Below are 24,571 nucleotides of genomic sequence, written 5' to 3'. Positions count from 1 at the left end.
TCCTGTCTCCATGGCTTCTCCGTCCCGCGTGATCCTCATCACCGGTGCCTCCTCGGGCATCGGCGCCGCAACCGCCCGCGCGCTGGCCGCGCCCGACACGGCGCTCGCCCTGCATGCGCGCCGCAACCGAACCGGCCTCGAACGCGTGGCAGGCTTCGCCGCCGGCGCCGGCGCCCAAACGCTGATCCTCGAAGGCGATCTCGCCCAGTCCGGCACGGCGGCGCGCCTGGTCGACGCCACGGTCGAGGCGTTCGGCCATCTCGACGTGATCGTGAGCAATGCGGGCTTTGCCAACCGCGCGCAGGTCGGCGAGCTCGACCGCGCGGCCTGGGACGCCAGCCAGAACGCCATGACGGCGGCCTTCTTCGAACTGGCGACGGCGGCCAAGCCATGGCTGGTCAAGGCCGGGCCGGCGGGGCGCCTGGTCGGCGTCTCGTCCTTCGTCGCCCATGCCTTCGCGCGCGGCCTCATGACCTTTCCGGCCTCGGCCGTGGCCAAGGCCGGCGTCGAGGCTTTCGCCAAGGCCTTTGCCGTCGACATCGCCGGTTCGGGCGCCACGGTGAACTGCGTCGCGCCGGGCTTCATCGAGAAGGATCCCGACGCTCACGCCGCCGTGCCGCGCGCCGGCATGGAGAAGGTGACCCAGTCGATCCCGATGGGCCGCTACGGCAAGCCCGCGGAAGTGGCGGCCCTGATCGCCTTCCTGTGCTCGCCGGCCGCAAGCTACATCACCGGCCAGACGCTGCACGTGAACGGCGGCGTCACGCTGTAAGCACGTCGGCGACGAAAAGCGCTAAACTCGGCAACCATTACGATCGGCGTTCGTTGGCGTCCCGGTGGAACAGATCACCGCAGGAGGATCGCTACCGGCATGAACGACATCGATCGCGGCGGACTACTGGAACTCTTCGTCGACAGTTTGCCCGATCATGCAATGTGTCTGCTCGACGTGGACGGGAAGATCCTGAGCTGGAATGCCGGCGCGAGCAGGATCATGGGCTATTCAGCGGACGAGATCGTCGGCCGGAACCTTTCCTCGCTCTATACGGCGGAGGATGCCGCGGCGGCCAAGCCCGCGACATCGCGAGAGCAGGCCAGACTCCACGGCCGCCACGAGGAGGTGGGCCGTCGCGTCCGCCAGAACGGCACCGCGTTCGATGCTCGAAGCACGCTGATCGCGCTTCACCCCGCCGGGAAGCCCATGTCGGGCTACGGTATCCTGATCCGGGAGGCCGCTGGTCTCGCGCGGACGGCGCCGACGCTCGCCGCGGGGGGGCCGGGCAAGGTGATTCCTCTGCCCGGACGCAAGAAAATCCTGGTTGTCGACGACAATGCCGAGATCCTGGAGACCGTTGCCGTTCAGCTGACCAACCTCGGCTACAAGGCGATCGTGGCTCCGGATGGCGCGGCGGCTCTGGATATCCTTTCCAGCGTCGGTGACATCGACCTGCTGCTGACCGACGTGGTCATGCCGGGCGGGATGAACGGCAGCCAGCTCGCTGTGGAGGCTCGACGTCTTCGTCCCGGGCTCAAGGTGTTGTTCACGTCCGGCTACTTCGAAGTCGCGCTGGTCCGGGACGGCACGCTCGACGCAGGCACCCAGGTCCTCGCAAAGCCCTATCGCAAACATCAGCTCGCGCAGAGCGTAAGCGAGGCGCTGTCAAGCTAGTCGGACCGACCCGGCCCGATATTCGCTCCGGGCATCCTGAGCGCCTGCAGGCAACACATTGGCAAAAAACCTTCCGGCGTCGGGTCGAGGGCTTTCTTTCCGAACACGCATCATCCTGATGTTGGCGACATATGCCGCCATGAGCGCCTCGGTGGTCGCCGTCATCCTGTATCAACTGCGGGCGGACGTCGTCGTCTCCCGACAGCACACCCTGACGGCATTCGCCCAGCTCAGCGACGAACAGACGACACGGACTTTCCAGAATGTCGAACAGACGTTGGAGGGAATCGAAGCGCAGCTCCTGGCCTCGATGCGCCTAGGGATCGTCGATGCGAATTCACTGGGCGCCGAATTGCGTCGTCTCATCGAAGGCCGGCCCTTCCTGAGGGCGGTCACAGTGCTCGACAGCGCGGGCCGCGTTCTCTTCAGCAGCGAGAAAGGCGTCGTGGGTCTCGATCTCTCGGACCGGGCCTACTTCGTCGACAGCCGGAGTCATCCCGAGATGCAGTTCCAGATCGGGACGCCGCTCCGATCCCGGACGACCGGGGAGTGGCTGCTTCCCGCCACACGCAGCGTGCGCCTGTCCAACGGAGAATTCGCGGGCGTCATCGTTGCTTCCGTGGATCCGCTGTTCTTCGACCGGGTCTGGACGGTGGAGAATACGATCAAGGGTCAGGCCACGGCGCTGTGGCGGATCGATGGCGCGATGATCATGCGCAGCCCCTTCGCCGAGCAGGCCATGGGCGGCACGACCTTCAGCCCGGAACTCACGCGGCGGACGACCGCGGGAAGCATGCAGGGGAACTTCGAAATTGCGAGTCGCGTCGACGGCGAGCGTCGTCTGGTCGCCTTCCGTCGCCTTGCCGATTTTCCGACCTTCATCATTACCGTGACGCAGACGGCGGACCAGGCGCTCAAGTCCTGGCGCCACATCGCCCGCCTCGCCGTCGCCGGATGGGCGATCTCGCTGGCGACGCTGTGCGGGCTTGCTATCTGGCTGGTCGCCGAATGGAATGCGCGCCGCGCGGAGCAGGATCGCTACCTGATGCTGTTCGACGCGAACTCCTACCCCATGGCCGTTCTCGATCGCGCGTCACGCGACCTGCTCGCTGTGAACGATGCGGCGCTGCAGGAGTACGGGTGGTCGAGGGAGGAAGCGCTTCGGATGTCAGCCAGCGACTTCTACGCTCCGGGCAATGTGCTCGAGGAGGTGGCCATACGCGAGGCCGGCGGCTCGAACCGTGATCATATCATCACGGGGCAGCGACACCGCAGGAAGAACGGTACGATCATCGACGTCGAACTGAGGTCTCGTCCGATCCTGTTCGGCGATGTCCCGGCGACGCTGGTCATGACGCAGAACGTTACGGGGCAGATCAGGGCGGAGCAGGAGCGCCAGGTCGCGGAGGAAGAGCTGCGCGAATCGCAGCAGCGCTACCGCACCCTCTTCGAGGCCGCTCCTTATGCCGCCCTGGTCACCGATCGCGAGACGCTGCGCGTGCTGGCGGCGAACGACGCGGCCGTGAAGCTTTATGGACGGTCGAGGGAGGAGTTGCTCGCCTTGACGGCCGAGGAATTCTACATCCCCGAGGATCGCCAGGCGATGAGGCGCCGGCGGCGCGAGTTCTCGGCAGACGTCACGACCGTCCTGCAGGGCGTGCGCCACCGCCGGCAGGACGGAAGTCTGATGTCGGTCGAGATGGCGGCGCGGCTGATCGAATACCAGCACAGAGCGGCCGCCCTCACGATCGTCACCGACGTGGGCGAGCGCCTCCGGATGGAGCAGGCGCGCGAGGTGGCCGAAGAACAGCTGCGTCAGGCGCAGAAGATGGAGGTCGTCGGCCAGCTCACGGGCGGCGTCGCTCATGACTTCAACAACCTCCTGACGGTGATTCTCGCCAATGCCGACGAAGTCCAGGAGGAAGAGGGTCTCGATTCCCGGGTGAAGGCGCGCCTCGAGCAGATTGCCAAGGCCGTGCTCAGGGCGTCCGAACTGACGGGTCAGTTGCTGGCCTTTTCCCGCAAGCAGGCCCTCAATCCGAAGGCGACCGATCTCAACGACCTTGTCGCCACGACCGGCAAGCTGCTGCGCCGTACGCTGGGTCGCCATATCAGTCTCATCGTCGACCTCGCCCCCGATCTGTGGACGGTCAACATCGATCGCGCCCAGCTCGAGAACGCCCTGATCAATCTCTGTGTCAACGCGCGCGATGCGACGCCCGTCGGCGGCAGGCTGGTCATCCAGTCCAGAAACATCGGCCACGACGCAGGCGCTGCGCCTGCAGGTGCCGACATCGAGGGCAGGGACTATGTCAGGCTGAGCGTCGAGGACACCGGGACCGGCATGCCGCCCGACGTGCTGAGCAAGGTGTTCGAGCCGTTCTTCACCACCAAGGACGTCGGCAAGGGAAGCGGCCTCGGTCTCAGCATGGTCTATGGCTTCATCAAGCAGTCGGGCGGTGCCATCACGATCGACAGCGAAGTCGGGCGGGGTACGGTCGTCAATCTCTACCTGCCTCGCAGCGATCAGAAGGTGGAAGCGGGAGCGAATTACCCCGGGGCCGCGATGCCGAGAGGAAGCGAGCGGATTCTGGTGGTCGAGGATGAGCCGCAGGTTCGCAGGCAGGTCGCCCAACAACTCAGGAGTTTGGGATACGACGTAGCAGAGGCGGCCGATGGCGCGGCCGCTCTCGCGGCATGCGAAGCCGTCGAGACCCCCTATGCGCTGCTGCTCACCGACGTCGTGATGCCGGGCACACTGGACGGCCGGGCCCTGGCCGAGGAGGTGGTGCGCCGGTGGCCGGGAACCTCCGTTGCCTTCATGTCGGGCTATTCCGAGGGCGCCGTGGCATCCAGTCTGCTGACCAAGCCGTTCCGCAAGCAGGACCTCGCCAGGCACGTCCGCAACGCCCTCGATTCAGCCACGGACTGAGGCCCGTCCGCACGCCGGCAATCAGTCGGGCGTTCGCACCAGGATTTCGTCGATATCCATGCCGAGGCCCAGCCAGTCGTTGGCCTCGACGAGCGTGCGAAAGACGTGTGTCTCGACCTGGTGCTTGGCCGTGAGCGCCATGAACATGCGGCTCAACCCGAAGGTCACGTCGGTCGAGGCGAGGAACGACCACCTGGTATCGCCCCATCGCGCATCTGTCCGTTCCGCATAGATGGCCAGCCGGCGCAGATCGGCGGAGGTGAGAGGTGTCGTGCTTCCCCTGAAGTCGAAGATGAGACTGAGCCCCTCCTTGAAGCCGGGGAGATTCACGAGTTCGTCGAACGACTGTTCGAGCTCGTCGACATCCATGCTCTGCTTGGCGCGCAGCACGATCACGCCGAGGTCTCTGTTGAACCTGATCGTATGAGCCATCATGCCCCTTTTTGAGGCTGTCGCGCGGAGTCGGAGCACTCACTCTAGGGCCATGAGTCGGCAGAGTCTCGTACGGATGTCCCGCCGGGAAGACTTCGCGCGAGAGTTGCGGGACTGTGGGCGAACCCGCGGCGGTGGGGCGAGCCGTCAGCCGATCGAGCGCACCAGCCGGATGATGTCGATTCCCTTGGTGTCGATGCCGAACCAGTCGAGATAGAGCGGTACCTGGTGGTCGAGCATGTGCCGGCCATAATGAATGCGGCGGCCGTGGGTGCGGGCCCGCGTCAGCAGTGGGGTCTCGACCGGACTCATGATCACGTCGGCCACGACCACGTCGTGGTCGAGCGTCATCGGGTCAAAGGCTTGCGGGTCGTCGGGGCGCAGGCCGAGTGCCGTCGCGTTGATCGCGATGTGGATGCCCTTCGGAGGCGTGTCGACTTCCGCGACGGGTACGTCGGGATAGTGGCTCAGCAACCGGTCGATCGCCTTGCCGGCGCGCGTTTCCTGGAGTTCGGTCACCAGCAGGCGGCCGACGCCGGCTTCGCACAGCGCGGCCGCGATGGCGCCACCGGCGCCGCCGAGGCCAACCAGCCAGACGCTGGCGCCCTTCACGCGATGACCCTGCGCTTCCAGTCCGCGCACGAAGCCCAGCCCGTCGACATTGTCGCCCGCCACCACCCCGTCGGGGTCGCGGCGCACCAGATTGACGCTGCCGGCCGCCATCGCGCGGGGCGTGGCGCGACCCACCAGGTCGAGCATCGCGGTCTTGTGGGGGATGGTGACGGTAAAGCCACCGAGGTTGCGCATCTTGGCGAGCGCGTCGAGCATCAGCGGCAGCAGATCGGGGCCGCCCTCGAAGGGCAGCCAGACGGCATTGACGGCGGTGGCGGCGAAGACCTGGGACATCACGCCGGTCATGCGCAGCTGGCGGATGGGATCGCCGATCGTGCCGTAAAGACGCGTGGCGCCATTGACCTGGAACAGGCCGTCGAAGAGGTGCGGGTCTGTCGGGTTCATGAGCCCCCAAAAGAAAACGGCGGGGCCTGCGCCCCGCCGTCGATCTTGGCCGTCTGGAATGCGCGGCGCTAGAGATTCTTGAGCACGTATTCGGCCGAGGACACCTCGAAGGCGCCCGGCTTCTCGACGAAGAGGTGCTTGATGGTGCCGTCCTCGACGACCATGGCGTAACGCTGGCTGCGCGTGCCGAGGCCGAACTTCGAACCGTCCATGGTGAGGCCCATCGCCTGGGTGAACTCGCCATTGCCGTCGCCCAGCATCATCACCAGGTCGCCAGCCTTCTGGTCCTTGCCCCAGGCGCCCATCACGAACGCGTCGTTCACGGAAATGCAGGCGATGGCGTCGACGCCCTTCGCCTTGAGAGCAGCTGCTTCGGCCACGAACCCGGGCACGTGCTTTGCTGAACAAGTGGGGGTGAAGGCACCCGGCAGCGCGAAGGCGACGACCTTCTTGCCCGGCGCGAAGAGTTCTTCCGTGGTGACGGCCTTGGGGCCTTCCGGGCCCATCATGCGCAGCGTGGCGCTGGGGACTTTGTCTCCGACTTTCGCCATTATTAGCTCCTCAAATACGCCGCCCAACCGCGGCCTTTACGAACCGGCGGACCCTAGGCCGGGGTTGGGTTTTTGTCCATGCAAGGCCCGTTGCTGGAAAGGCGGCGGGCCCCGGTCCTTGATCTTTGGCCGGACAATCCCCATGGATATGGGAGAAAGTACGCCATGCCCGGGTTCAGCTCTCCTGCCGCCACGTTGGTCGGCCGCTTCCTGGTCGCCGCGCCGTCCATGCCGGACGAGCGCTTCCAGAAGAGCGTCGTCTTCATCTGCAAGCACGATGACGACGGCGCGCTGGGAATCATCGTGAACAACAAGGTCGACGACCTGCCGCTCGGCCAGGTCTACAAGCAGCTCGGCATCGAGGTGCCCAAGACGACTGCGGATCTGCCGGTGCTGTTCGGCGGCCCGGTCGAGACCTCGCGCGGGCTCGTGCTGCACTCGGCCGACTACAAGCGCGACGAGACCCTGCTGATCGAAGGCGGCATGGCGCTTACCGCCTCGCTCGAGATCCTGAAGGACATGGCGGGGGGCACCGGTCCCAAGAACGCCTGGCTCGCGCTCGGCCATTCCGGCTGGGCGCCCGGCCAGCTCGACCGCGAGATGCAGGACAATGCCTGGCTGGTGGTCGATGCCGACGCGGAGCTGGTGTTCGATGCCGATCTCGCCGCCAAGTGGCAGCGTGCGCTCGACCGGCTGGGCCGCGGCCTGCCCGGAGGCAAGTTCGACCTCGCCTCCTTCTCTCCCCAGTCCGGTCGCGCCTGACTCGATTGGAGTTTGATGAACTCGGACTCCTCGCCAGCCTGGGCAGAATCCGTCGTCTCTCCGCTACGCCTCGCTGCGCGAGGCTTCGGTCGAGACGACGGACTATTTTGTAGCCGCGTTCTGACTGCAGGCAACAAGCATGCATTGTGGTGCATGAGGTGTGCGTTCTCGCGCCAGGATTGTACTTAACTTCCCCAGGCGAACGGGCCTATAGCGGCAGGTACGTCGACCGCCTGCCTCCCTTCGCGGACGACGGAGCGTACCCGGGACGTCCGCGTTCCTTCCCCAACCCCAAAAGGGGATGCGGGCGTCCCGACTTCGCGTCGACTGCCGCTTACTCGGCCGCGATCGACTGGGCGGCGGGGCTCCTGTAGGCGGCGAGCAGCGAAGCTTCGCGCTCCTTCGCGGCCTTCACGTTCTTCTCCTTCACGTGGCCGAAGCCGCGCATCGTTTCGGGCACGGACGCGATCTGGACCGCAACGGCGTGGTTGTCCTGGCCGAGCGTGGCCAGCAGCGTCTCGACCGTGGCTTCGTACTCACCGATCAGCCGGCGCTCCATGCGCCGCTCCTCGCTGTAGCCGAAGATGTCGAACCGGCCGCCGCGCAGCCCCTTCAGCGACGCGAGCAGCCGGAAGGCCGGCATCATCCAGGCGCCGAACTCGCTCTTCTTCAGCTCGCCCGTCACCGGATCGCGATCGGCGAACAAAGGCGGGGCGAGATGGAAGCTGACCTTGTAGTCGCCGTCGAACTGCTGGCGCAGCTTCTTCTGGAATTCGCCATCGCTGTAGAGGCGGGCGACTTCGTACTCGTCCTTGTAGGCCATCAGCTTGTAGAGCGACTTGGCGACCGCTTCGGCGAGACCACGGCGGCCGGACGCCTTGTCCTTCTCGGCCTTGGCGACCTTGTCGACGAGCTTGCGATAGCGTTCGGCATAGGCCGCGTCCTGGTAGGCCGTGAGCAGCTCGACGCGCCGGGAAACGATCTCGGGCAGGGTGCGCGCGACCGGCTTCTCGACCCTCATCGCGGGCTTGGCTGCGGCCTGGACGGCGGCGAGATTGTGGGCCGCCAGGCGTCCCCAGTCGAAGGTACGCTTGCTGCTTTCGACGGCGACGCCGTTCAGCTCGATGGCGCGCATCAGCGCCTCGAACGACAGCGGCACAAGGCCCTTCTGCCAGGCATGGCCCAGCATGAAGAGGTTGGTCGCGATCGAATCGCCCAGGATCGCGGTGGCGAGACCGGTGCCGTCGATGAACGAGGTGGCCTCGTCGCCCGCGGCATCGCGGATCGCCTTCATCATGGACTCGGCACCGAGATCCATGTCGCCGTTCATGACGAAGGCGGCAACCGGCTGGACATGGCCGTTGATGACGGCCTTGGTGATGCCCTGCTCGATGCGCGACAGGGCGGCCGGCGAGGCGGCCACGACCATGTCGCAGCCCAGCACCAGGTTGGCGCCGCCGGCGGCGATGCGCACGGCATGGAGATCCTCGGGCTTGGGCGCCAGTCGCACATGGCTCATCACCGCGCCGTTCTTCTGGGCGAGGCCCGTGAAGTCGAGCACCGTGCAGCCCTTGCCTTCGAGGTGGGCGGCCATGCCGATCAGAGCGCCGACGGTGATGACGCCGGTGCCGCCGATGCCGGTCACCAGGATGCCATAGGCTTCGCTGAGCGGCCGCAGGGTCGGCATCGGCAGCGAGGCGAAGGGATCTTCCGCCACGACCTCGAGCTTGCGGCGGCGGGCCTTGGCGGGAACGCCGCCCCGCACCGACACGAAGCTCGGGCAGAAGCCGTTCACGCAGGAGAAGTCCTTGTTGCAATTGCTCTGGTCGATCTGGCGCTTGCGGCCGAGCTCGGTCTCGAGCGGCTTCACCGACACGCAGTTGCTCTTCTCGGAGCAGTCGCCGCAGCCCTCGCAGACCGCGTCGTTGATGAAGACGCGCCTGTCGGGATCGGGGAAGGTGCCGCGCTTGCGGCGGCGGCGCTTCTCGGCGGCGCAGGTCTGGTCGTAGACGAGGACGGTGAGGCCCGGAATCTCGCGCAGCTCGCGCTGCACGGCGTCGAGCTCGTCGCGATGGCGGATCGTGACGCCGTGCGCGAAGCCGGCGTTCATCGGGTACTTGTCCGGCTCGTCGGTGACGACGACGACCTTCTTCGCGCCCTCGGCCTCGACCTGCCGCGTGATCTCGGGAACCGTCAGCGGACCGTCGTGCGGCTGGCCGCCGGTCATCGCGACCGCGTCGTTGAACAGGATCTTGTAGGTGATGTTGACGCCGGCGGCGGCCGACTGGCGGATCGCCATCAGGCCCGAATGGTAATAGGTGCCGTCGCCCAGGTTCTGGAAGATGTGGTTGTCGGAATGGAACGGCGCCTGGCCCACCCAGCCCACGCCCTCGCCGCCCATGTGGGAGATCAGCGAGGTGCGGCGCTCGGGCATCCAGATTGCCATGCCGTGACAGCCGATGCCGGCCATGGCGCGGCTGCCTTCGGGCACCTTGGTCGAGGTGTTGTGCGGGCAGCCCGAGCAGAAGAACGGCGTGCGCGCGACCTTGGGCGGCGGCGCGGACAGCAGCTTTTCCTTGCCTTCGAGGCGCGCGAGGCGCTGGCGCAGCTCGGGCGATTCGCCCTCGTGCTTCATCAGGCGGCCGGCGATCACCATGGCGACGCCGGTCGGGGTCAGCTCGCCCTCGCTCGGCAGGATGATGCGGCCGGTCTCGTCGGCCTTGCCGATCACCACCGGCCGGCGGTCGGCCGGCAGGTGATAGAGAATGCGCAGCAGCTGGTCCTCGAGGTTCGAGCGCTTCTCCTCGACGACGATGACTTCCTGCAGGCCTTCGGCGAAGCGGCGGGCGCCTTCGGCCTCCAGCGGCCAGGTCACGCCCACCTTGTAGAGGCGGATGCCGAGCGCCCGGGCGCGCGCGTCGTCGATGCCGAGATCCTCCAGCGCCTGGCGCGTGTCGAGGTAGGCCTTGCCGGTCGTCATGATGCCGATGCGGGCGCGCGTGCCGGTCTCGGTCGGTTCGATCACCGTGCGGTCGAAGCCGTTGGCGCGCACGAAGGCGGCGACCGCCGCCATCTTCGGTCCGTGCAGGCGCTTCTCGGCCTCGAGCGGCGGATCGGGATTGCGGATGCCCAGCCCGCCTGGGGGCAACTGGAAATCGGTCGGCATCACGATCTGGATGCGTTCGGGATCGACCCACACCGAGGCGCCGCTCTCGACCGTTTCGGAGATCGCCTTGAAGCCGACCCAGCAGCCGGAGTAGCGCGACAGGGCAAAGCCCAGGATGCCGTAGTCGAGATACTCCTGGACCGTCGCCGGATTGACGACCGGGATCATCGCCGCCGAGAACACCTGCTCGCTCTGATGAGGCAGGGTCGAGGACTGGCAGCCATGGTCGTCGCCGGCCAGCGCGATCACGCCGCCATGCGGCGAGGTGCCGGCGGCGTTGCCGTGCTTCAGCACGTCCATCGAGCGGTCGACGCCGGGGCCCTTGCCGTACCAGATCGAGAAGACGCCATCGACCTTGGCGCCCGGGAACAGGTTGGTCTGCTGGCTGCCCCACACCGCCGTCGCCGCGAGATCCTCATTGAGGCCGGGCTGGAAGTGGATGTTGTTCTCTTTCAGGTACCGCTTCGCGCCCCATAGCGCGTTGTCGTACATGCCGAGCGGCGAACCGCGATAGCCGGAGATGAACCCGCCGGTGTTGAGGCCGGCGGCGAGGTCGCGCTGGCGCTGCATCATCGGCAGGCGGACCAGCGCCTGGATGCCCGTCATGTAGACGCGGCCCTTACCGAGGCGGTAGCGATCCTCGAGGGCGTAATCGCCGAATACGAGCGGAACTGGGGTGACGGTGCTCATCGCGGGAGCCCTCCGGTGCGGCGGCGTGAATGGGCGTTTATTTGGCCGCAGCATAGCGGGCGAAGCCGGTGACGGAAAAGCCTATCGACGCCTTCCGTCGATTCGAATTTCGCCGCGCCCGCGTCCGTCCGCTAGTTCGTCTTCGGACGCTTGCCAGCCTTGTAGTCGGCGATGGCGGCCTTGAGCTGGCGGTACTCGGCGCACCCGAAGGTGCAGAGCGAGTCGAGGCGGGCGAGCTGCTGCTCGGCCTCCGGCAGGCGGCCCAGCATCAGGTAGGCTTCGCCGAGATATTCGTAGGCGCCGATGTGGCGGGAATCGATCGCCAACGCCTGCTGATAGTATCGCAGCGAGCCGTTGGGGTCGCCCGAACTGCGCGTGGCGAAGCCCATCAGGTTGTAGGCATCGGCATTCTTCGGGTCCTTGGTGACGACCTGCTGCAGCAGCGGCAGGGCGCCTTGGTAGTCCCGGGCCTGGATCATCGCCTTGGCGCGCGTGAAATTGGCGTCGACGGGCTTGGCCGGTGTCGATTCCGAGGAGCCGCCGCCCGCAGCCGAAGCGGGCAGGGACAGGCCAATGGTGGTCATGGTCATCGCGGCGGCAAGGAAAAGGGCGCGCATTGAATTACCTCCTGAAGGTCTCGGGATTCTCTCTGGGTCGACGCGCTGGACAACGAATATCTTATGACATTGCCGTGAGTTCGGCGGCCTTGGCGATGGCGCGAACGGAGAGCCGGCCCTGCCGGCCGCGGATCTCGACCTCGTGGCGGGGCGCCTCGCCGAGATCGATCCCGGCGCGGTCCAGCAGCTCCTGCGACACGACGAGTTCGACGGCGAACTCCTTGGTCATCGATTCGAGCCGGCTCGCGGTGTTCACCGTGTCGCCGATCGCGGTGATCTGGGCGGCGCGCGCATAGCCCATCTCGCCCACGATCGCGGGCCCGGCGTGAATGCCGATGCCGATGCGCAGCGGCAGGTCGAGATCGCCGGACATCGCTTCGTTGAGGTCGGCAAGGGCCAGCGCCATGCGCCGCGCGGCATCGAGCGCCTGGCGGCACGCGACCTGCGGTTCCTGGTTGAGGCCAAAGATCGCCATCACGCCGTCGCCGATGAACTTGTCGAGACTCCCGCCGGCCGCCTCGACGGCCTGGCCGGTGGCGCGGAAGTAGCGGTTGAGCAGGAACACGACGTCGTAGGGAAGTTTGCCTTCCGAGATCGTCGTGAAGCCGCGGATGTCGGCGAACAGCACCGCGATATAGCGCTCGCCGCCATGGGCCTGCGGCTGGCGGCGATAGGCTTCGACCGGGCCGGCGGCGGCCGGCAGCAGCAGCGCCACCCGGTAGTGACCGGGCGGCGGGCGCAGTTGGCAGGCGAGGCGCACGTTGGCCGGGGCGCCGATGCGCGCCAGCACCTTGGCTTCCTCCGGCGATGCCGGCGGCAGCCGGTGGCGGTCGTCGCCCGAGAGGCGAACGCGGCAGGTCGAGCAGCGGCCGCGACCGCCGCAGACCGAGGCGTGGGGAATGCCGGCGACGCGGCTGATCTCGAGGATCGAGAGGCCGGCGGGCTGGGTGACGCTGCGACGGTCGCCGTAGTCGAGACGCACCACGCCGGCGCGCCGCTCCCAGAGATCGCGCAAGGGGCGCGCGGCGATCGCCGCGGCCAGGAGGGCGAGGGCCGTGTATTCGAGCCCGGCCGCGATCGAATAGAGGTGGGCGACCTGCTCGGGGGCCGGAACATGGGCGCGCTCGAACAGGCCTTCGAGGAAGCCGGGACGCTGCGCCAGCTCGGCGACGTCGCGCAACGCGACGGCGGCGCCAGCAAGGCTGGCGGCGGGGATCAGCAGGGCGAGGCCATAGAGGAGGGGCAGCCAGTCGCGGTACCAGGGCTTGAGGCGCAGCGCGAAATGCAGGCCGATACAGCCATGCATCCAGACGACGAGGGGCAGGGAGAACTGTCGCAGAATGCCCGTCCAGCTGCCGGCGACGAGCGAGCCCAGCACCCACGGATATCCCGACTCGACGTCGTAGAGCGTCTCCGCGAGGCGCGTGCCCACGACATGGATCACGCCCAGCGGGATGATCGCTGCGCCGAGGATCCATTGCGCCCATTCCCAGCGCGACAGTTTCAGCGCGCGCCGACGGTACAGCGACCACAGCGCGAGGAGGAAGTGACCCAGCAGCGACCCGTAGAGAAGGATCTGGCCGGCGGGATTGTTCCAGACGAAGGCGAACCAGTGCCGCCCTTCCTCGAGGACGCGCAGCGAGATCAGGCCGAGCGCGTGATTGAGGAGATGGGTGACGACGTAGAAGAAGAGAACGTAGCCCGACCAGAGGCGAAGCCGTCCGGTCATGGCGTCAATTCAGGAGAGGCAGGACCGCTTCGGGCGGCCGGCCGATCACGGCGTGGGCGCCTTTCACGACGATCGGACGCTGCAGCAGGACGGGGTGCGCGGCGATCGCGTCCACGATCTGGGTCCTGGTGAGGTCCGCCTTCCGGAGCTTCAGCGCCTTGAATTCCGCCTCTCCGTCACGGATCAGCTCGCGTGGATCGCCGCCGACCAGCGTGATGAGTTTCTCAACCTCCGCCTTGCTCGGCGGCTCCTTCAGGTACTGTCGGATCGTGGGCTCCACGCCGTTGCTCTTCAGCAGGTCGAGAGTCTGCCGCGACTTGCTGCAGCGCGGATTGTGCCAGATCGTGACGGTCATGAGTGCCTCTCTGGCCGAACCATGGCGAGCCGTTCAGGCTTCGTCCAGAGAATCGGGATCGGTCGCGTCGATGACCTTTCGGGCGAGGTCGTAGGCGAAGCCCGCGCGCGCCATCGAGGCAAGGTCGCGCGCTTTCTTCTCCTCGCGCTCCTTCATGCGGAAGGGACCGAGCCGGCGCCGGCGGGCGAAGGCCACGGCGGCCTGGATTTCACGCCGGGCGGGATCGGTGCCGAGTTCCTCGTCCAGCGCAGCCAGGGCGCTATCGACGTCGTCGCGCCCCACGCCCGCCACCTTCAGGCGCTGGCGTGTCAGTTGGCCCGAGACGCCGCGGCGGTGCAGGGATCGCGCCTTGGTCTGCGCGAAGGCCTTGTCGTCGAGCAGACCGGCCACCACGAATTTCTGCACGACCGCTTCGATGGCCTCCTCGGCATTGTCCATCACAGGCGCCTCGAGCAGCCGGGCCTTGGACACCCGGCGACGCAGCACGCGACGCAGTCCTTCGGCCGAACTGGCGTACCGCTCGAGATAGAACACGGCGGCATTCTGGAGATATTTCGCCGTGATCGGGGAAGCGGTGCGCTTCACGGCATCAGCCCCGCAGCGGAATTCCCACCATGGTTTGCAGTTCGTCGATCGCAACGTCGGGATCGACGACCTTGATGGTGCGCATGCCCAGCGCACGGGCCGGCTTCAAGTTGATGCCGAGATCGTCGAGGTAGATGCAGCGGTCCGGCGGCACGCCCAGCAGCTCACAGGCATGCTGGTAGATGCGCGGGTCGGGCTTGCGCAGGCCGACTTTGCTCGATTCGACGACATGCTCGAAAAGAGACAGGACTTCGGCCACGGCTCTGGCCTTCTCCGGACTGCGCGCCATGCCGGGCCCTTCGCCGGCCTTCATGTTGTTGGTGATGCAGGCCACCCGGAACGTGGCCTTGCAGCGGCGCAGGGCCTCGACCATCTGCGGCCGAATGTCGCCGCTCAGTGCCTGCAGAATTTTCCAGCCCTCGACGCGATGTCCGTGGAGGCGGGCTTCCTCCTCGAACAGGTCGACGAATCCCTGGAGGGAAACCTCGCTTCGTTCCATTTTCGCCCAGGCATTGGTATCTGGATTGCGCGTATTCAGGCCGCGCAGGAAATCTTTGGGAAGTCCGGCCTCGGCCTCGTAGCGGTTGAACGCGTCGAAGGGGCTGGAAAGGATCACGCCCCCGAAGTCCCACAGGACGGCGAGCGGGGCTTTTGCATGGCTCGTATTCATGGTGGTGCGACCGTCTTTACCTTGTTGCTGCCGCAGTCGGCCCTTATCTCACGCCTTCCATAGGCGACTGGTCGGACGTTGACCATCCAAGCCTGAACTCCGGATTAGGAATTTGCACATGAGCGAAGCAGCGGTGATGCCGCGCGGCAACGCAGTGGCGGTAGTGGCAGCAGGAACGGACTCGAAGGGGACGGCCCGTCCCGATGGCCGCAATCGTCGCGCCGCCGAGACCCGTCGCAAGATCATCGAGGCCGCCAAGATCATGATCGCCGAGACCAGCACGGCGCCGACCGTGGTGGCCGTCGCCCGGCGGGCCGACGTCTCCGTCCGCTCGGTTTTTCAGCATTTTGGCGACGTTGAGTCACTTTTCGTAACTGTTTTGGACGCCATCGGCCAGGATATCGTGGTCCCCCAGCAGGCCTCGGACTCCCGTCCGCTGGCGGAGCGGGTCGCCTCCGTTGTGCAGGGCTTTGCCGAAGTCTTCGACAAGATCGTCCCGCTGCGGGTCGCCGCCGGCCAGTTTGTCGACCATCCCGCCCTGATCGAGCGTGGCAACGCCTTCAAGCTGGAGCTGCGGAAGTCCACTTTCGAGGCTTTTGCCCCGGAATTCGCGAGCTTGGGCGAGCCGGCCCGCGAGGAACTGGCGGACGCCATCGGCGCGGCCCTCTCCCTCGACGCCTGGATTGTACTGCGTCGCCGGGACGGGCTGAGCTTCGAGCGGGCCGCTGCGGTCTGGCGCATGACGCTGGAGGCGCTGCTGACCCATCGTTTCGCCTCGGTTGCGGCGGAATAGCCACCTCCTGCTGGTCGCCGATTGACTTGGCGTTTGGGATCAGAGAGTTAAGAGCCCCAATCAACTGAAGAACGCTCCGGTAAATGGCGACCAGCCAGCTTCATGAAGACTTTTCCCGCGAGGAGCACGTCAAGGCGGGCACCGATCGCGGCTTCGGGTTCGTGTTCGCGGGATTCTTCGGAATCCTGAGCGCGATCAACCTGTGGAGCCACGGATTCGAACACGCCGCGGCCTGGAAGTGGATGCTGCCGCTGGCGGCGCTGTTCCTTGTCGTGGCGCTCGTCTATCCCAAGGCGCTCGGGCCGCTGAACCGGCTGTGGCTGAAGTTCGGCCTGCTCCTCTACAAGGTCATGAACCCGCTGGTTCTGGGCCTGCTGTTCTTTGTCACCATCATGCCGATCGGCTTGGTGATGCGTGCCTTCGGCAAGGATTTCCTGCGGCTGAAGCTCGATCGGAATGCCAAGAGCTACTGGATCGACCGCAGCCCGCCCGGGCCGCCGCCGCAATCGATGAAAAACCAGTTCTGATTCCGAAAGGACCGATCCATGGGCTCCATTATCGTCGAACTCTGGGCCTTCATGCGCGAGCGCAAGAAGTTCTGGCTGCTGCCGATCATGATCATGATGGTGATCTTCGGCGGCCTGATCGTTCTCACCAAGGGTTCGGCGATCGCGCCGTTCATCTACACGCTCTTCTAAAGGGTAGGACGTTCCATGCGGGTGCTCGGCATCTCGGCCTTCTATCACGACAGCGCGGCCGCGCTGATCGAGGACGGCCACCTGGTGAGCGCGGCGCAGGAAGAGCGCTTCACCCGCAAGAAGCACGATGCGGGTTTCCCGCAGAACGCGGTCCAGTTCTGCCTGGACCGCGCCGGCATCAAGCTTCAGGACGTCGACTACGTCGCCTTCTACGACAAGCCGTTCCTGAAGTTCGAGCGCCTGCTCGAGACCTACCTCGCCTACGCGCCGCGCGGCTTCAATTCCTTCCGCATGGCCATGCCGTTGTGGCTGAAAGAGAAGCTTTTCCAGAAGGTGCTGCTGCGCGACGAGATGAAGAAGTGGGAGCCGGACTTCGACTGGCAGAAGCGCCTGCTGTTCGGCGAGCATCACCAGAGTCACGCCGCTTCGGCCTTCTTCCCCTCGCCCTATGAAGAGGCGGCCGTGCTCTGCATGGACGGCGTCGGCGAGTGGGCGACGACGTCCCTTGCCATGGGAAGCGGCAACAAGCTCGAGATGCTACGCGAGATTCACTTCCCGCACTCGATCGGGCTCCTCTACTCGGCCTTCACCTACTACACCGGCTTCAAGGTCAACTCGGGCGAATACAAGGTCATGGGTCTCGCGCCCTATGGCGAGCCCAAGTTCAAGAACCTGATCCTCGACAAGATCGTCGACCTCAAGGAAGACGGCACCTTCCGCCTCGACCAGAGCTACTTCGACTATTGCACCGGCCTGCGCATGACGAACGACAAGTTCGGCGCGCTGTTCGGCGGCGCGCGTCGCACGCCCGAGGAACAGCTGACGCAGCATCACATGGATCTGGCGGCGTCGATCCAGGCCGTCACCGAGGAGATCGTGATCCGCCTCGGCCGGTCGGTGAAGAAGGAAACCGGCGTCAAGAACATCTGCCTCGCGGGTGGCGTCGCGCTGAACTGCGTGGCCAACGGCAAGCTGCTGCGCGAGAACATCTTCGACGGCATCTGGGTGCAGCCGGCGGCCGGCGATGCCGGCGGCGCGGTGGGCGCGGCCTATGCCGCCTATCACGGCTTCCTCGGCCAGCCGCGCAAGCTCAACGGCCACATGGACGGCATGGCCGGCTCCTATCTCGGCCCGGACTTCACCGACGACGAGATCGCCGAGCGCCTCACGGCCGTGGGCGCCAAATTCTCGCGCCTCACGCGCGAGGAGATGATCGACCAGACCGCCCAGGCGCTGGCCGACGACAAGGCGGTCGGCTGGATGCAGGGCCGCATGGAGTTCGGTCCCCGCTCGCTCGGCGCCCGGTCGATCCTGGGCGATGCCCGCTCGCCCTCGATGCAGAAGACGCTGAACCTCAAGGTCAAGTACCGCGAGTCGTTCCGTCCCTTCGCGCCGGCGGTGCTGCGCGAGGACGTCGACAAGTATTTCGAGTTCCATACCGACAGTCCCTACATGCTGATGGTCGCGCCGGTCGTCGAACAGCGCCGCCGCAAGATGACCGCGGAGGAAGAGAAGCTGTTCGGCATCGAGAAGCTGAACGTGCCGCGCTCCGACATTCCGGCGGTCACGCACGTCGACTATTCGGGCCGCATCCAGACGGTGCATGAAGAGACCAACAAGCCGTTCTACGACCTGATCTCGGCCTTCAAGGCGAAGACGGGCAGCTCGGTGATCGTGAACACCTCGTTCAACGTGCGCGGCGAGCCGATCGTCTGCACGCCAGAGGATGCGTGGCGCTGCTTCATGGGCAGCGAGATCGAGGTGCTGGTGGTCGGCAACTGTCTGCTGCGCAAGGAAGACCAGGATCCGGCGCTCAAGCTCGACTACAAGAACGCCTTCGAGCTCGACTAGCGCGCTCTCCATGGGCGCCCCCCTCATGCGAGCCATCGTCTGCGATCGCCTCGGCGATCCTTCCGTTCTGCATATCGAGGAACGCCCGATCCCCCACGCCGGACCTGGCGAGATCGTCGTTCAGGTCGGCGCCGCTTCGGTCAATTTCCCCGACGTGCTGATGGTGGCCGGCGGCTACCAGCACAAGCCGGAGCTGCCCTTCGTGCCCGGCATGGAAGGGGCGGGGACGGTTCACGCCGTCGGTGTGGACGTGACCAACTGGAAGCCCGGCGATCGCGTGATCTTCGGCATCCGTCCCGGCGCCTTCGCCGAGTACGTAAAGCTGAAGGCGAGCGGCCAGCTCATGCGCCTGCCGGACGATTGGTCGTTCGCCGAGGGTTCGGGCTTCCGCGTCGCTGCGCAGACGGCCTTCCACTCGCTGGTCCATCGCGCGGCCCTGAAGAAGGGCGAAACGCTGCTGGTCCATGGCGCCTCGGGTGGCGTCGGCTTCGCCGCCGTGCAGCTGGGCAAGCATCTCGGTGCGCGCGTGATCGCGACCGGCAGCGACGACGCCCGACTCGCGATCGTGCGCCAGGGCGGTGCCGACGAGGTCGTGAACTATCGGACCGGCGACTTCGTCGCCGCCGTGAAGGAGATGACCGACGGCAAGGGCTGCGACGTGATCTACGATCCGGTGGGCGGCGAGGTCCTCGAGAAGTCGGTGCGGGCTGCCGCCTATGGCGCGCGGCTGCTGGTGGTGGGCTTCACCTCGGGTGGGCCGAGCAAGCTCATGTCCAACCACATCCTGATCAAGGGCCTGTCGGTCCTGGGCGTGCGCGCCGGCGAGACCATTCTGCGCCTCTCGCCCGAGCTCGGTCGCGACTATGTCGAGGAACTGCCGCGGCTTGCGGCGCTGGGCGTCATGCGCCCGCACGTTTCGCACCGCTTCCCGATGGAACGGGCCGCCGAGGCCTTCCGCGTCCTGATGGACCGCAAGGTCGTGGGCAAGGTCGCGATCGAGATGACGTCGGCTTAACAAAACCCGTCGTCTCGACTGGAGCGCGCAGCGCGGAGTGGAGAGACCTTCTCTCCACCTAATGTCGGCGATTCTGGGATAAAAGGTCCACTACGCCTCGTGGAGTTTACTCCGAGGTACTCGAGGGGCGAGGCTCCGGTCGAGACGACGGGGCTTTATCTACCGCGCGTAGAAGATCGTCACCTTGCGGTCGATCTCGGAGGCATTGTCGCTGCCGAAGCTCATGTTCCCGAAGGCTTCGGGGTCGGCCACGATGGTGATGTTCTTCGCCGGATAGCCGTCGCGGATCATCTCGGCGGCGACCGCCTGGGCGCGCGCCCGCGCGAGCTTCTCGTTGTAGGCCTTGTCGCCCAGCTTGTCGGTGTGGCCGATCAGGCAGATGGCCGACACCTGGCGATCCTTCGCGGTCTTCACCGCCTGGGCGATCGCCGGCTTCTCGGCCGGCGGCACCTGGGAGCTGTTGAGGGCGAACAGGATTCGGACCGGCTGCGGCTGGCTGCTGCCGCCGCCGCGCGGGCAGGTACCGACCGTCTGTGCGAAGGACGGTGCCGCGGCGAACAGCAGGCCGGCGGCGATGAGGACACCGATCTTCTTCATTTGAGTTCTTCCTTGAGAGCCAATTCGACGAAGGGGAGGCGATCGTTGCCGAAGAACATCATCTTGTCCACGAAGCAGGTGGGCGCGCCGAACACGCCGCGCGCGACCGCCTCCTCTGTGGTGGCCTTGAGCCGGTCCTTGACGTCCTGATCCTGAATGCGGGCCCCGAACTTCCCGGCATCGAGGCCGGCCGCGGTCAACACGGCCGCCACCTCCTTCATGTCGTTGAGGTTGCGGCCCTCGACCCACATCGCCTTGAAGACCGCCGGATGATAGCGCTCGAACAGGCCATCCAGCTGGGCGGCCGCGGCGCCGCGCATCAGCGCCAGCGTGTTCACCGGAAAGAAGGGATTGCGCTGGAACGGCACGCCGTAGTGGCGCGCCCACATCGGCATGTCGAAGCCGCTCCACGCGGACTTCTGCGGCAGCTCGGCCGGGGAATGATTGCCGGTCGCCTTGAACACGCCACCCAGCAGCATCGGCTTGCGCACCAGGGTCGCGCCCGTGCGCCGCGCGATCGCCTCGACCTGCGTGTCGGCCAGGTAGCTGTAGGGGCTGCCATAGTCGAAGTAGAATTCCAGCGTGCGGGCCATGCGTTCCTCCTTGCTTGTAGCAAGCCTGCGCCGCTTCTAGCTTTGCGACAAGAAAGTTCGGGGAGGGATTGCATGAGCCGCGTTGCAGACAAGGTCGTGCTGGTGACGGGCGCCGGATCGGGCATCGGCCGTGCGTCGGCGAAGCTGCTGGCGGCGGAGGGCGCCACGGTGATCGTGACCGACGTCAACCGCGCGGGCGGTTTGGAGACGGTTCAACAGATAGGGGGCAAGGCGCGCTTCGAGGAACAGGACACGTCGAAGGAAGTCGACTGGAAGCGCATCATCGACGACATCCTGGCGCGCGAAGGCCGGTTGAACGGGCTGGTCAACAATGCCGGCATCGCCGGACCGTTTCCCTCTTCCTTCGAGGGCGAGAGCCTCGATCAGTGGCGCCGCATCCTGTCGATCAACGTCGAGGGCGTGTTCCTCGGCTGCAAGTACGGCGTGCCGGCGCTGCGCTCCTCGGGCGGCGGCTCGATCGTGAACATGTCGTCGCTGGCAGCCTTCCTCGGCACGCCCGATCTCTCGGCCTACGGCGCCAGCAAGGGTGCGGTCCGCCAGTTCACCAAGACCGTGGCGATGGACTGCGCGCGCAAGGGCTACAAGGTGCGCTGCAATTCGGTCCATCCCGGCATCATCATGACGCCGATGGGGGAGCACATCCTGCCGAGCGAGAAGGCGCGCGAGCGCACGCGCCAGCGCGTGCCGATCGGCCATTTCGGCACACCCGAGGACATCGCCTACGGCGTGCTCTACCTGATTTCGGACGAGTCCCGCTTCATGACCGGCGCCGAACTGGTGATCGACGGCGGCATGAATGCAATTTAGGCAGCTCCGCGAAGCGGAGCTGCCGGCGGCGTATAGCGTTGCAGGGAGCGCAGCGACCGAAGCGCGGGCGCCGCGCCGTGCAGAAAAGATAGAGGTGCGCCATTCCGACCGTGCGGGCTCTCGTGCTTGATTACAAGCGCTGCCGCCCGCCGGCGCGCTTAAGCGCGCCTACTTAATATTCACCTGGTGGGTGAACTTGTCGCCGTCGCTGATCGTGATCTGCTGGAAGCCGAGCAGCTTCAGAAGGTCGAAGAAGTTCGCGTCCTCGGCGATCGTGCGCTCCTGGAAGAACGGCGACAGGCGCGACATCGTGGTCATGTTGGCGAGGATCGCACGCGCCCGGAAGATCGTGCTCATCTCGCCCGGCTGCAGGCCGACGATGATCATCTTGTCCGCCTTCTCGCCCTTCACGAAGACGGCGTAGGGAACGCGATAGGCCGACTGGATCGTGCCCTGCGACACGACCGTGGCGAACTGCACGCGCTGGGCGCGCTCGGCGCCGGCGATCGTCTGCATCGGCGAGGTGTAGGTCTCGACCGCGGTCGGCTTCGGATAGTAGTAGCCGACATAGCGGTCCTCGTCGGCCTTCGGGGTCGCCGCGGCGGCCGCCGGCTTGGGCTGCTGTTGCTGCGCGAGCGCCGGAAGCGCGCCGAAGGCGACGAGGACGGCCAGGCTGGCTGCGAACCGATTGATCATGAGTGTTTCCCCAAAGTCTGATGCTGCAGTGGCGACGGGCTAAAACAACGTATAGCCGCCATCGATAACGAAGTCGCGGCCCGTCGTATAGCCGGTCGCGCCGCTCGCCAGATAGACGGCAAGCGGGCCGAAATCCGCGCCGGTGCCCCAGCGGCGGGCCGGGATGCGCGGCAGGACGTTGCCCGCGAACTTCGGGTTGGCCACGGCATTGGCCGTCATCTCGGTCTCGATCCAGCCCGGCAAGATCGAGTTCACCGTGATCTTGTAGCGCGCGAGCTCGACGGCGAGCGCGCGCACCATGGCGGTGACGCCACCCTTGCTGGCGCCGTAGTGACTGGAGCGAGCCGCGCCTTCGATGGCCGCCGTGCTGGCCATCGCCACCAGCGAACCGCCCTGGCCGCGTTCGACCATGTGCTTGGCGGCCGCACGGAACGTAAAGAAAACGCCATCGAGGTTGATCTGCAGCACGCGGCGCCATTCGGCGTAGTCCATCTCGAGGATCGAGCCCTTGCCGCGGCCCGAGACGCCGGCATTGGCGACGCAATTGTCGACATGGCCCATCACCTTCACCGTCTCGGCGAAGGCCGCTTCGACCTGCTTCTCGTCGCCGACATCGACGATCTGGGCGTGGACCTTGCCGCCATGCTTCCGGAGCTGCTCGACGGCCGCGTCGTTCTTCTCCTTGCGCGTGCCCCAGATGCAGACGCCGGCGCCCGCCTGGGCCATCGCGTCGGCCATGCCGAGGCCGATGCCGCCGTTACCGCCGGTTACCAGCGCCACCTTGCCCGTCAGATCGAAGCCCTTGTAGGCCATGCGTTTCTCCCAAACCAAAACCGGGCGGGATCAAAGCCCGCCCGGTCTCTATCGTCAATTGATCTTGGATCTCAGCGCGGGGTCGACTCCGGCGGCGGCCAGGCGCCCGCATAGGGCTTGCGCAGCGCCCGTTCGACCATGTCGAGGCGATCCTGGCCGTAGAACATGTCGCCATCGACGAAATAGGTCGGGGATCCGAAGACCGAGCGGCGGATCGCCTCGTCCGTATTGGCCTGGTAGATCGTCTTCACCTCGGGCGAGAGGGCAAGATCGAGCAGCGGCATTGGATCGACACCCGCACCTCGCCCGATCGCGGCCAGGGTGTTCCGGTCGGCCAGATCGGCGTCGTCCCGCCAATGCGCTTCCAGCATCGCATGTGCCAGCCCATCGATCTCGATGCCGCGCACCAGCCCTGCGATCAGCATGCAGTTGGGCAGCGTGATGTCGTTGGCGTGATGGGTGGGGATCCGGCCGAGCCACGGCGCACCGCGCTCCTCGCTCCAGCGCTCGATCTCGCGGCCGAAATAATATGCAGCGTGCGCCCTGGTGCGACGGCCGAAAGGTACGGCACCCCCTTCAGCCACGACGCGACGCAGGTCCACCGGCCTGTGCGCGATCCGCCGGCCGGCCGCCGTCACAATCGCCCTGAAGCGCTCCGAACCGAGATAGGCGAACGCGGAGTGTGCCGCATAGAAATACTCGACTTCCTTCACGCTCTCTCCCCATGGCTGCCGGGGCATCCTAGCGGGAGAGAGCGCACGGAACGAAGGGCTCAGTTCAAGCGGTCGCTTTCGACGAGTACAATCTCGGCATCCGCCAGCGCGACGATCTCGATCTCATCCTGGTCGACCACGGCCACGCCGTCGCGGGCATTTGCCGTAACGACCTTGCCGTCGCTGCCGCGCACCTCGATCCTCCCCTTGGCCGGCACGAGATACGTCGGCTTGCCGTTCAGCGTCTGGCGGGTCGACTGGCCCGCCTTCAGCGTGCCGGCCATCAGCGAACCGTCGGCATAGAGCGGGATCGCCCCGTCATCGCCGCGCCCGGAGGCCAGCGGCACCAGCTTGCCGTCACGCGCGTCGGCGGGGAACTGCACGGTCTCCCAGCGTGCCGGCACGCCCTGCTTGTTGGGAATGATCCAGATCTGGAACAGCTCGGTTTCGGCCTGCTCCATGTTGTACTCGGCGTGCTGGATGCCGTTGCCCGCGCTCATCACCTGGATCTGACCCGCCTCGGTCCGCCCCTCGTTACCAAGATGATCCTTGTGCGTGATCGCGCCCTTGATGACGTAGGTCACGATTTCCATGTCGCGGTGGGGATGCGGCGGGAAGCCCGACTGCGGTGCGATCCGGTCGTTGTTCCACACGCGCAGCGAACCCCAGTGGACGCGGTCCTGGTTGCGGTAGTCGGCGAAGCTGAAATGGAAGTTGGCCTTGAGCCAGCCGTGGTCCGACTTGCCCAATTTATCAAAGGGTCTGAGCTCGATCATGATGTTCTCCTTGCTGGCCCCAA

At 66.3% G+C, this 24,571-nt stretch carries 25 protein-coding genes; 10 read left to right on the top strand and 15 right to left on the bottom strand.

Annotated features, from left to right (window positions below; genetic code table 11):
- Positions 1-10: 10 nt before the first annotated feature.
- From Q7V45_RS22620 to Q7V45_RS22610, 3 genes are all read left to right on the top strand, one after another.
- Positions 11-772, top strand: a complete 762-nt coding sequence (locus tag Q7V45_RS22620; RefSeq protein ID WP_304856362.1) for an SDR family NAD(P)-dependent oxidoreductase — start codon at positions 11-13, stop codon at positions 770-772.
- A 99-nt stretch (positions 773-871) separates the two neighbouring features.
- Complete coding sequence (locus Q7V45_RS22615; protein ID WP_304856361.1) at positions 872-1,669, top strand: response regulator; 798 nt, start codon at positions 872-874, stop codon at positions 1,667-1,669.
- Positions 1,670-1,787: 118 nt separating this feature from the next.
- Positions 1,788-4,601, top strand: a complete 2,814-nt coding sequence (locus Q7V45_RS22610; protein WP_304856360.1) for a PAS domain S-box protein — start codon at positions 1,788-1,790, stop codon at positions 4,599-4,601.
- Between the two features lie 21 nt (positions 4,602-4,622).
- Here the strand turns inward: Q7V45_RS22610 and Q7V45_RS22605 are convergent, their stop codons facing one another.
- From Q7V45_RS22605 to Q7V45_RS22595, 3 genes are all read right to left on the bottom strand, one after another.
- Positions 4,623-5,036 (bottom strand): hypothetical protein, encoded by a 414-nt coding sequence (locus tag Q7V45_RS22605; protein ID WP_304856358.1) that lies wholly within the window; start codon positions 5,034-5,036, stop codon positions 4,623-4,625.
- Between the two features lie 144 nt (positions 5,037-5,180).
- Positions 5,181-6,050, bottom strand: coding sequence for a shikimate dehydrogenase (locus tag Q7V45_RS22600; RefSeq protein ID WP_304856356.1), 870 nt, complete (start codon positions 6,048-6,050; stop codon positions 5,181-5,183).
- Positions 6,051-6,118: 68 nt separating this feature from the next.
- Positions 6,119-6,601 carry a peroxiredoxin gene (locus Q7V45_RS22595; protein WP_370692650.1) on the bottom strand — a complete coding sequence of 161 codons (483 nt, stop codon included), beginning with the start codon at positions 6,599-6,601 and terminating at the stop codon, positions 6,119-6,121.
- A gap of 165 nt (positions 6,602-6,766) precedes the next feature.
- Between Q7V45_RS22595 and Q7V45_RS22590 the strand changes: the two genes are divergently transcribed.
- Positions 6,767-7,363, top strand: a complete 597-nt coding sequence (locus tag Q7V45_RS22590; RefSeq protein ID WP_304856354.1) for a YqgE/AlgH family protein — start codon at positions 6,767-6,769, stop codon at positions 7,361-7,363.
- Positions 7,364-7,697: 334 nt separating this feature from the next.
- Here the strand turns inward: Q7V45_RS22590 and Q7V45_RS22585 are convergent, their stop codons facing one another.
- From Q7V45_RS22585 to Q7V45_RS22560, 6 genes are all read right to left on the bottom strand, one after another.
- The gene (locus Q7V45_RS22585) at positions 7,698-11,219 is read right to left on the bottom strand and encodes an indolepyruvate ferredoxin oxidoreductase family protein (protein WP_304856352.1); all 3,522 of its coding nucleotides are present in this window, start codon (positions 11,217-11,219) and stop codon (positions 7,698-7,700) included.
- A 131-nt stretch (positions 11,220-11,350) separates the two neighbouring features.
- Positions 11,351-11,836, bottom strand: coding sequence for a M48 family metallopeptidase (locus Q7V45_RS22580; RefSeq protein ID WP_304856351.1), 486 nt, complete (start codon positions 11,834-11,836; stop codon positions 11,351-11,353).
- Positions 11,837-11,897: 61 nt separating this feature from the next.
- Positions 11,898-13,565 (bottom strand): adenylate/guanylate cyclase domain-containing protein, encoded by a 1,668-nt coding sequence (locus tag Q7V45_RS22575; RefSeq protein WP_304856349.1) that lies wholly within the window; start codon positions 13,563-13,565, stop codon positions 11,898-11,900.
- A gap of 4 nt (positions 13,566-13,569) precedes the next feature.
- On the bottom strand, positions 13,570-13,920 hold the full coding sequence (arsC, locus tag Q7V45_RS22570; RefSeq protein ID WP_304856347.1) for an arsenate reductase (glutaredoxin): 351 nt from the start codon (positions 13,918-13,920) through the stop codon (positions 13,570-13,572).
- Between the two features lie 33 nt (positions 13,921-13,953).
- Positions 13,954-14,505: a regulatory protein RecX gene (locus Q7V45_RS22565; RefSeq protein WP_304856344.1), complete on the bottom strand. Its 552-nt coding sequence runs from the start codon at positions 14,503-14,505 to the stop codon at positions 13,954-13,956.
- Between the two features lie 4 nt (positions 14,506-14,509).
- Positions 14,510-15,175 (bottom strand): HAD-IA family hydrolase, encoded by a 666-nt coding sequence (locus Q7V45_RS22560; protein WP_304856343.1) that lies wholly within the window; start codon positions 15,173-15,175, stop codon positions 14,510-14,512.
- Between the two features lie 118 nt (positions 15,176-15,293).
- Between Q7V45_RS22560 and Q7V45_RS22555 the strand changes: the two genes are divergently transcribed.
- The 5 genes from Q7V45_RS22555 to Q7V45_RS22535 all read left to right on the top strand — a co-directional run bounded on the left by Q7V45_RS22555 (position 15,294) and on the right by Q7V45_RS22535 (position 19,532).
- The gene (locus Q7V45_RS22555; RefSeq protein WP_304856341.1) at positions 15,294-15,968 is read left to right on the top strand and encodes a TetR/AcrR family transcriptional regulator; all 675 of its coding nucleotides are present in this window, start codon (positions 15,294-15,296) and stop codon (positions 15,966-15,968) included.
- Between the two features lie 83 nt (positions 15,969-16,051).
- A complete protein-coding gene (locus tag Q7V45_RS22550) occupies positions 16,052-16,495 on the top strand; it encodes an SxtJ family membrane protein (RefSeq protein WP_304856338.1) in 444 nt (147 codons plus the stop codon).
- A gap of 18 nt (positions 16,496-16,513) precedes the next feature.
- Positions 16,514-16,666, top strand: a complete 153-nt coding sequence (locus Q7V45_RS22545) for a DUF5989 family protein (protein WP_296379768.1) — start codon at positions 16,514-16,516, stop codon at positions 16,664-16,666.
- Between the two features lie 15 nt (positions 16,667-16,681).
- Positions 16,682-18,517: a carbamoyltransferase gene (locus Q7V45_RS22540; RefSeq protein ID WP_304856332.1), complete on the top strand. Its 1,836-nt coding sequence runs from the start codon at positions 16,682-16,684 to the stop codon at positions 18,515-18,517.
- Between the two features lie 10 nt (positions 18,518-18,527).
- Positions 18,528-19,532, top strand: coding sequence for an NADPH:quinone oxidoreductase family protein (locus tag Q7V45_RS22535; RefSeq protein WP_304856330.1), 1,005 nt, complete (start codon positions 18,528-18,530; stop codon positions 19,530-19,532).
- Positions 19,533-19,691: 159 nt separating this feature from the next.
- Here the strand turns inward: Q7V45_RS22535 and Q7V45_RS22530 are convergent, their stop codons facing one another.
- Together Q7V45_RS22530 and Q7V45_RS22525 are read right to left on the bottom strand one after the other, a co-directional pair.
- Complete coding sequence (locus Q7V45_RS22530; RefSeq protein ID WP_304856327.1) at positions 19,692-20,129, bottom strand: OmpA family protein; 438 nt, start codon at positions 20,127-20,129, stop codon at positions 19,692-19,694.
- The gene (locus tag Q7V45_RS22525) at positions 20,126-20,722 is read right to left on the bottom strand and encodes a 2-hydroxychromene-2-carboxylate isomerase (RefSeq protein WP_304856326.1); all 597 of its coding nucleotides are present in this window, start codon (positions 20,720-20,722) and stop codon (positions 20,126-20,128) included. The genes Q7V45_RS22530 and Q7V45_RS22525 overlap by 4 nt, the downstream gene beginning before the upstream one ends.
- A gap of 72 nt (positions 20,723-20,794) precedes the next feature.
- On the opposite strand from Q7V45_RS22525, the gene Q7V45_RS22520 reads away from it, so the two are divergent.
- Positions 20,795-21,550 carry a glucose 1-dehydrogenase gene (locus Q7V45_RS22520; RefSeq protein ID WP_304856323.1) on the top strand — a complete coding sequence of 252 codons (756 nt, stop codon included), beginning with the start codon at positions 20,795-20,797 and terminating at the stop codon, positions 21,548-21,550.
- A gap of 168 nt (positions 21,551-21,718) precedes the next feature.
- On the opposite strand, the gene Q7V45_RS22515 is transcribed toward Q7V45_RS22520, so the two are convergent.
- From Q7V45_RS22515 to Q7V45_RS22500, 4 genes are all read right to left on the bottom strand, one after another.
- Entirely contained in the window at positions 21,719-22,246 is a 528-nt protein-coding gene (locus tag Q7V45_RS22515) for a hypothetical protein (protein WP_304856322.1), read from the bottom strand.
- Positions 22,247-22,285: 39 nt separating this feature from the next.
- Entirely contained in the window at positions 22,286-23,059 is a 774-nt protein-coding gene (locus Q7V45_RS22510) for an SDR family NAD(P)-dependent oxidoreductase (RefSeq protein WP_304856321.1), read from the bottom strand.
- A gap of 71 nt (positions 23,060-23,130) precedes the next feature.
- The gene (locus Q7V45_RS22505; RefSeq protein ID WP_304856318.1) at positions 23,131-23,772 is read right to left on the bottom strand and encodes a 2-hydroxychromene-2-carboxylate isomerase; all 642 of its coding nucleotides are present in this window, start codon (positions 23,770-23,772) and stop codon (positions 23,131-23,133) included.
- Between the two features lie 59 nt (positions 23,773-23,831).
- Positions 23,832-24,548 (bottom strand): pirin family protein, encoded by a 717-nt coding sequence (locus tag Q7V45_RS22500; RefSeq protein ID WP_304856317.1) that lies wholly within the window; start codon positions 24,546-24,548, stop codon positions 23,832-23,834.
- Positions 24,549-24,571: the final 23 nt, after the last annotated feature.

This window comes from Reyranella sp. (assembly GCF_030651995.1).
In the GTDB taxonomy this organism is placed as follows: Bacteria; Pseudomonadota; Alphaproteobacteria; order Reyranellales; family Reyranellaceae; genus Reyranella.
The sequence above is the reverse complement of the archived record's forward strand: the minus strand, read 5'-3'. Positions and strand labels throughout refer to the sequence as shown.

Coding starts and splice junctions, on each gene's coding strand:
- Q7V45_RS22595 (WP_370692650.1), bottom strand. CDS start 6,601: ATGGCGAAAGTCGGAGACAAAGTCCCCAGCGCCACGCTGCGCATGATG.
- Q7V45_RS22515 (WP_304856322.1), bottom strand. CDS start 22,246: ATGATCAATCGGTTCGCAGCCAGCCTGGCCGTCCTCGTCGCCTTCGGC.
- Q7V45_RS22585 (WP_304856352.1), bottom strand. CDS start 11,219: ATGAGCACCGTCACCCCAGTTCCGCTCGTATTCGGCGATTACGCCCTC.
- Q7V45_RS22535 (WP_304856330.1), top strand. CDS start 18,528: ATGGGCGCCCCCCTCATGCGAGCCATCGTCTGCGATCGCCTCGGCGAT.
- Q7V45_RS22590 (WP_304856354.1), top strand. CDS start 6,767: ATGCCCGGGTTCAGCTCTCCTGCCGCCACGTTGGTCGGCCGCTTCCTG.
- Q7V45_RS22550 (WP_304856338.1), top strand. CDS start 16,052: ATGGCGACCAGCCAGCTTCATGAAGACTTTTCCCGCGAGGAGCACGTC.
- Q7V45_RS22615 (WP_304856361.1), top strand. CDS start 872: ATGAACGACATCGATCGCGGCGGACTACTGGAACTCTTCGTCGACAGT.
- Q7V45_RS22545 (WP_296379768.1), top strand. CDS start 16,514: ATGGGCTCCATTATCGTCGAACTCTGGGCCTTCATGCGCGAGCGCAAG.
- arsC (WP_304856347.1), bottom strand. CDS start 13,920: ATGACCGTCACGATCTGGCACAATCCGCGCTGCAGCAAGTCGCGGCAG.
- Q7V45_RS22530 (WP_304856327.1), bottom strand. CDS start 20,129: ATGAAGAAGATCGGTGTCCTCATCGCCGCCGGCCTGCTGTTCGCCGCG.
- Q7V45_RS22560 (WP_304856343.1), bottom strand. CDS start 15,175: ATGAATACGAGCCATGCAAAAGCCCCGCTCGCCGTCCTGTGGGACTTC.
- Q7V45_RS22605 (WP_304856358.1), bottom strand. CDS start 5,036: ATGATGGCTCATACGATCAGGTTCAACAGAGACCTCGGCGTGATCGTG.
- Q7V45_RS22610 (WP_304856360.1), top strand. CDS start 1,788: ATGTTGGCGACATATGCCGCCATGAGCGCCTCGGTGGTCGCCGTCATC.
- Q7V45_RS22500 (WP_304856317.1), bottom strand. CDS start 24,548: ATGATCGAGCTCAGACCCTTTGATAAATTGGGCAAGTCGGACCACGGC.
- Q7V45_RS22600 (WP_304856356.1), bottom strand. CDS start 6,050: ATGAACCCGACAGACCCGCACCTCTTCGACGGCCTGTTCCAGGTCAAT.
- Q7V45_RS22620 (WP_304856362.1), top strand. CDS start 11: ATGGCTTCTCCGTCCCGCGTGATCCTCATCACCGGTGCCTCCTCGGGC.
- Q7V45_RS22580 (WP_304856351.1), bottom strand. CDS start 11,836: ATGCGCGCCCTTTTCCTTGCCGCCGCGATGACCATGACCACCATTGGC.
- Q7V45_RS22520 (WP_304856323.1), top strand. CDS start 20,795: ATGAGCCGCGTTGCAGACAAGGTCGTGCTGGTGACGGGCGCCGGATCG.
- Q7V45_RS22540 (WP_304856332.1), top strand. CDS start 16,682: ATGCGGGTGCTCGGCATCTCGGCCTTCTATCACGACAGCGCGGCCGCG.
- Q7V45_RS22510 (WP_304856321.1), bottom strand. CDS start 23,059: ATGGCCTACAAGGGCTTCGATCTGACGGGCAAGGTGGCGCTGGTAACC.
- Q7V45_RS22525 (WP_304856326.1), bottom strand. CDS start 20,722: ATGGCCCGCACGCTGGAATTCTACTTCGACTATGGCAGCCCCTACAGC.
- Q7V45_RS22575 (WP_304856349.1), bottom strand. CDS start 13,565: ATGACCGGACGGCTTCGCCTCTGGTCGGGCTACGTTCTCTTCTTCTAC.
- Q7V45_RS22555 (WP_304856341.1), top strand. CDS start 15,294: ATGAGCGAAGCAGCGGTGATGCCGCGCGGCAACGCAGTGGCGGTAGTG.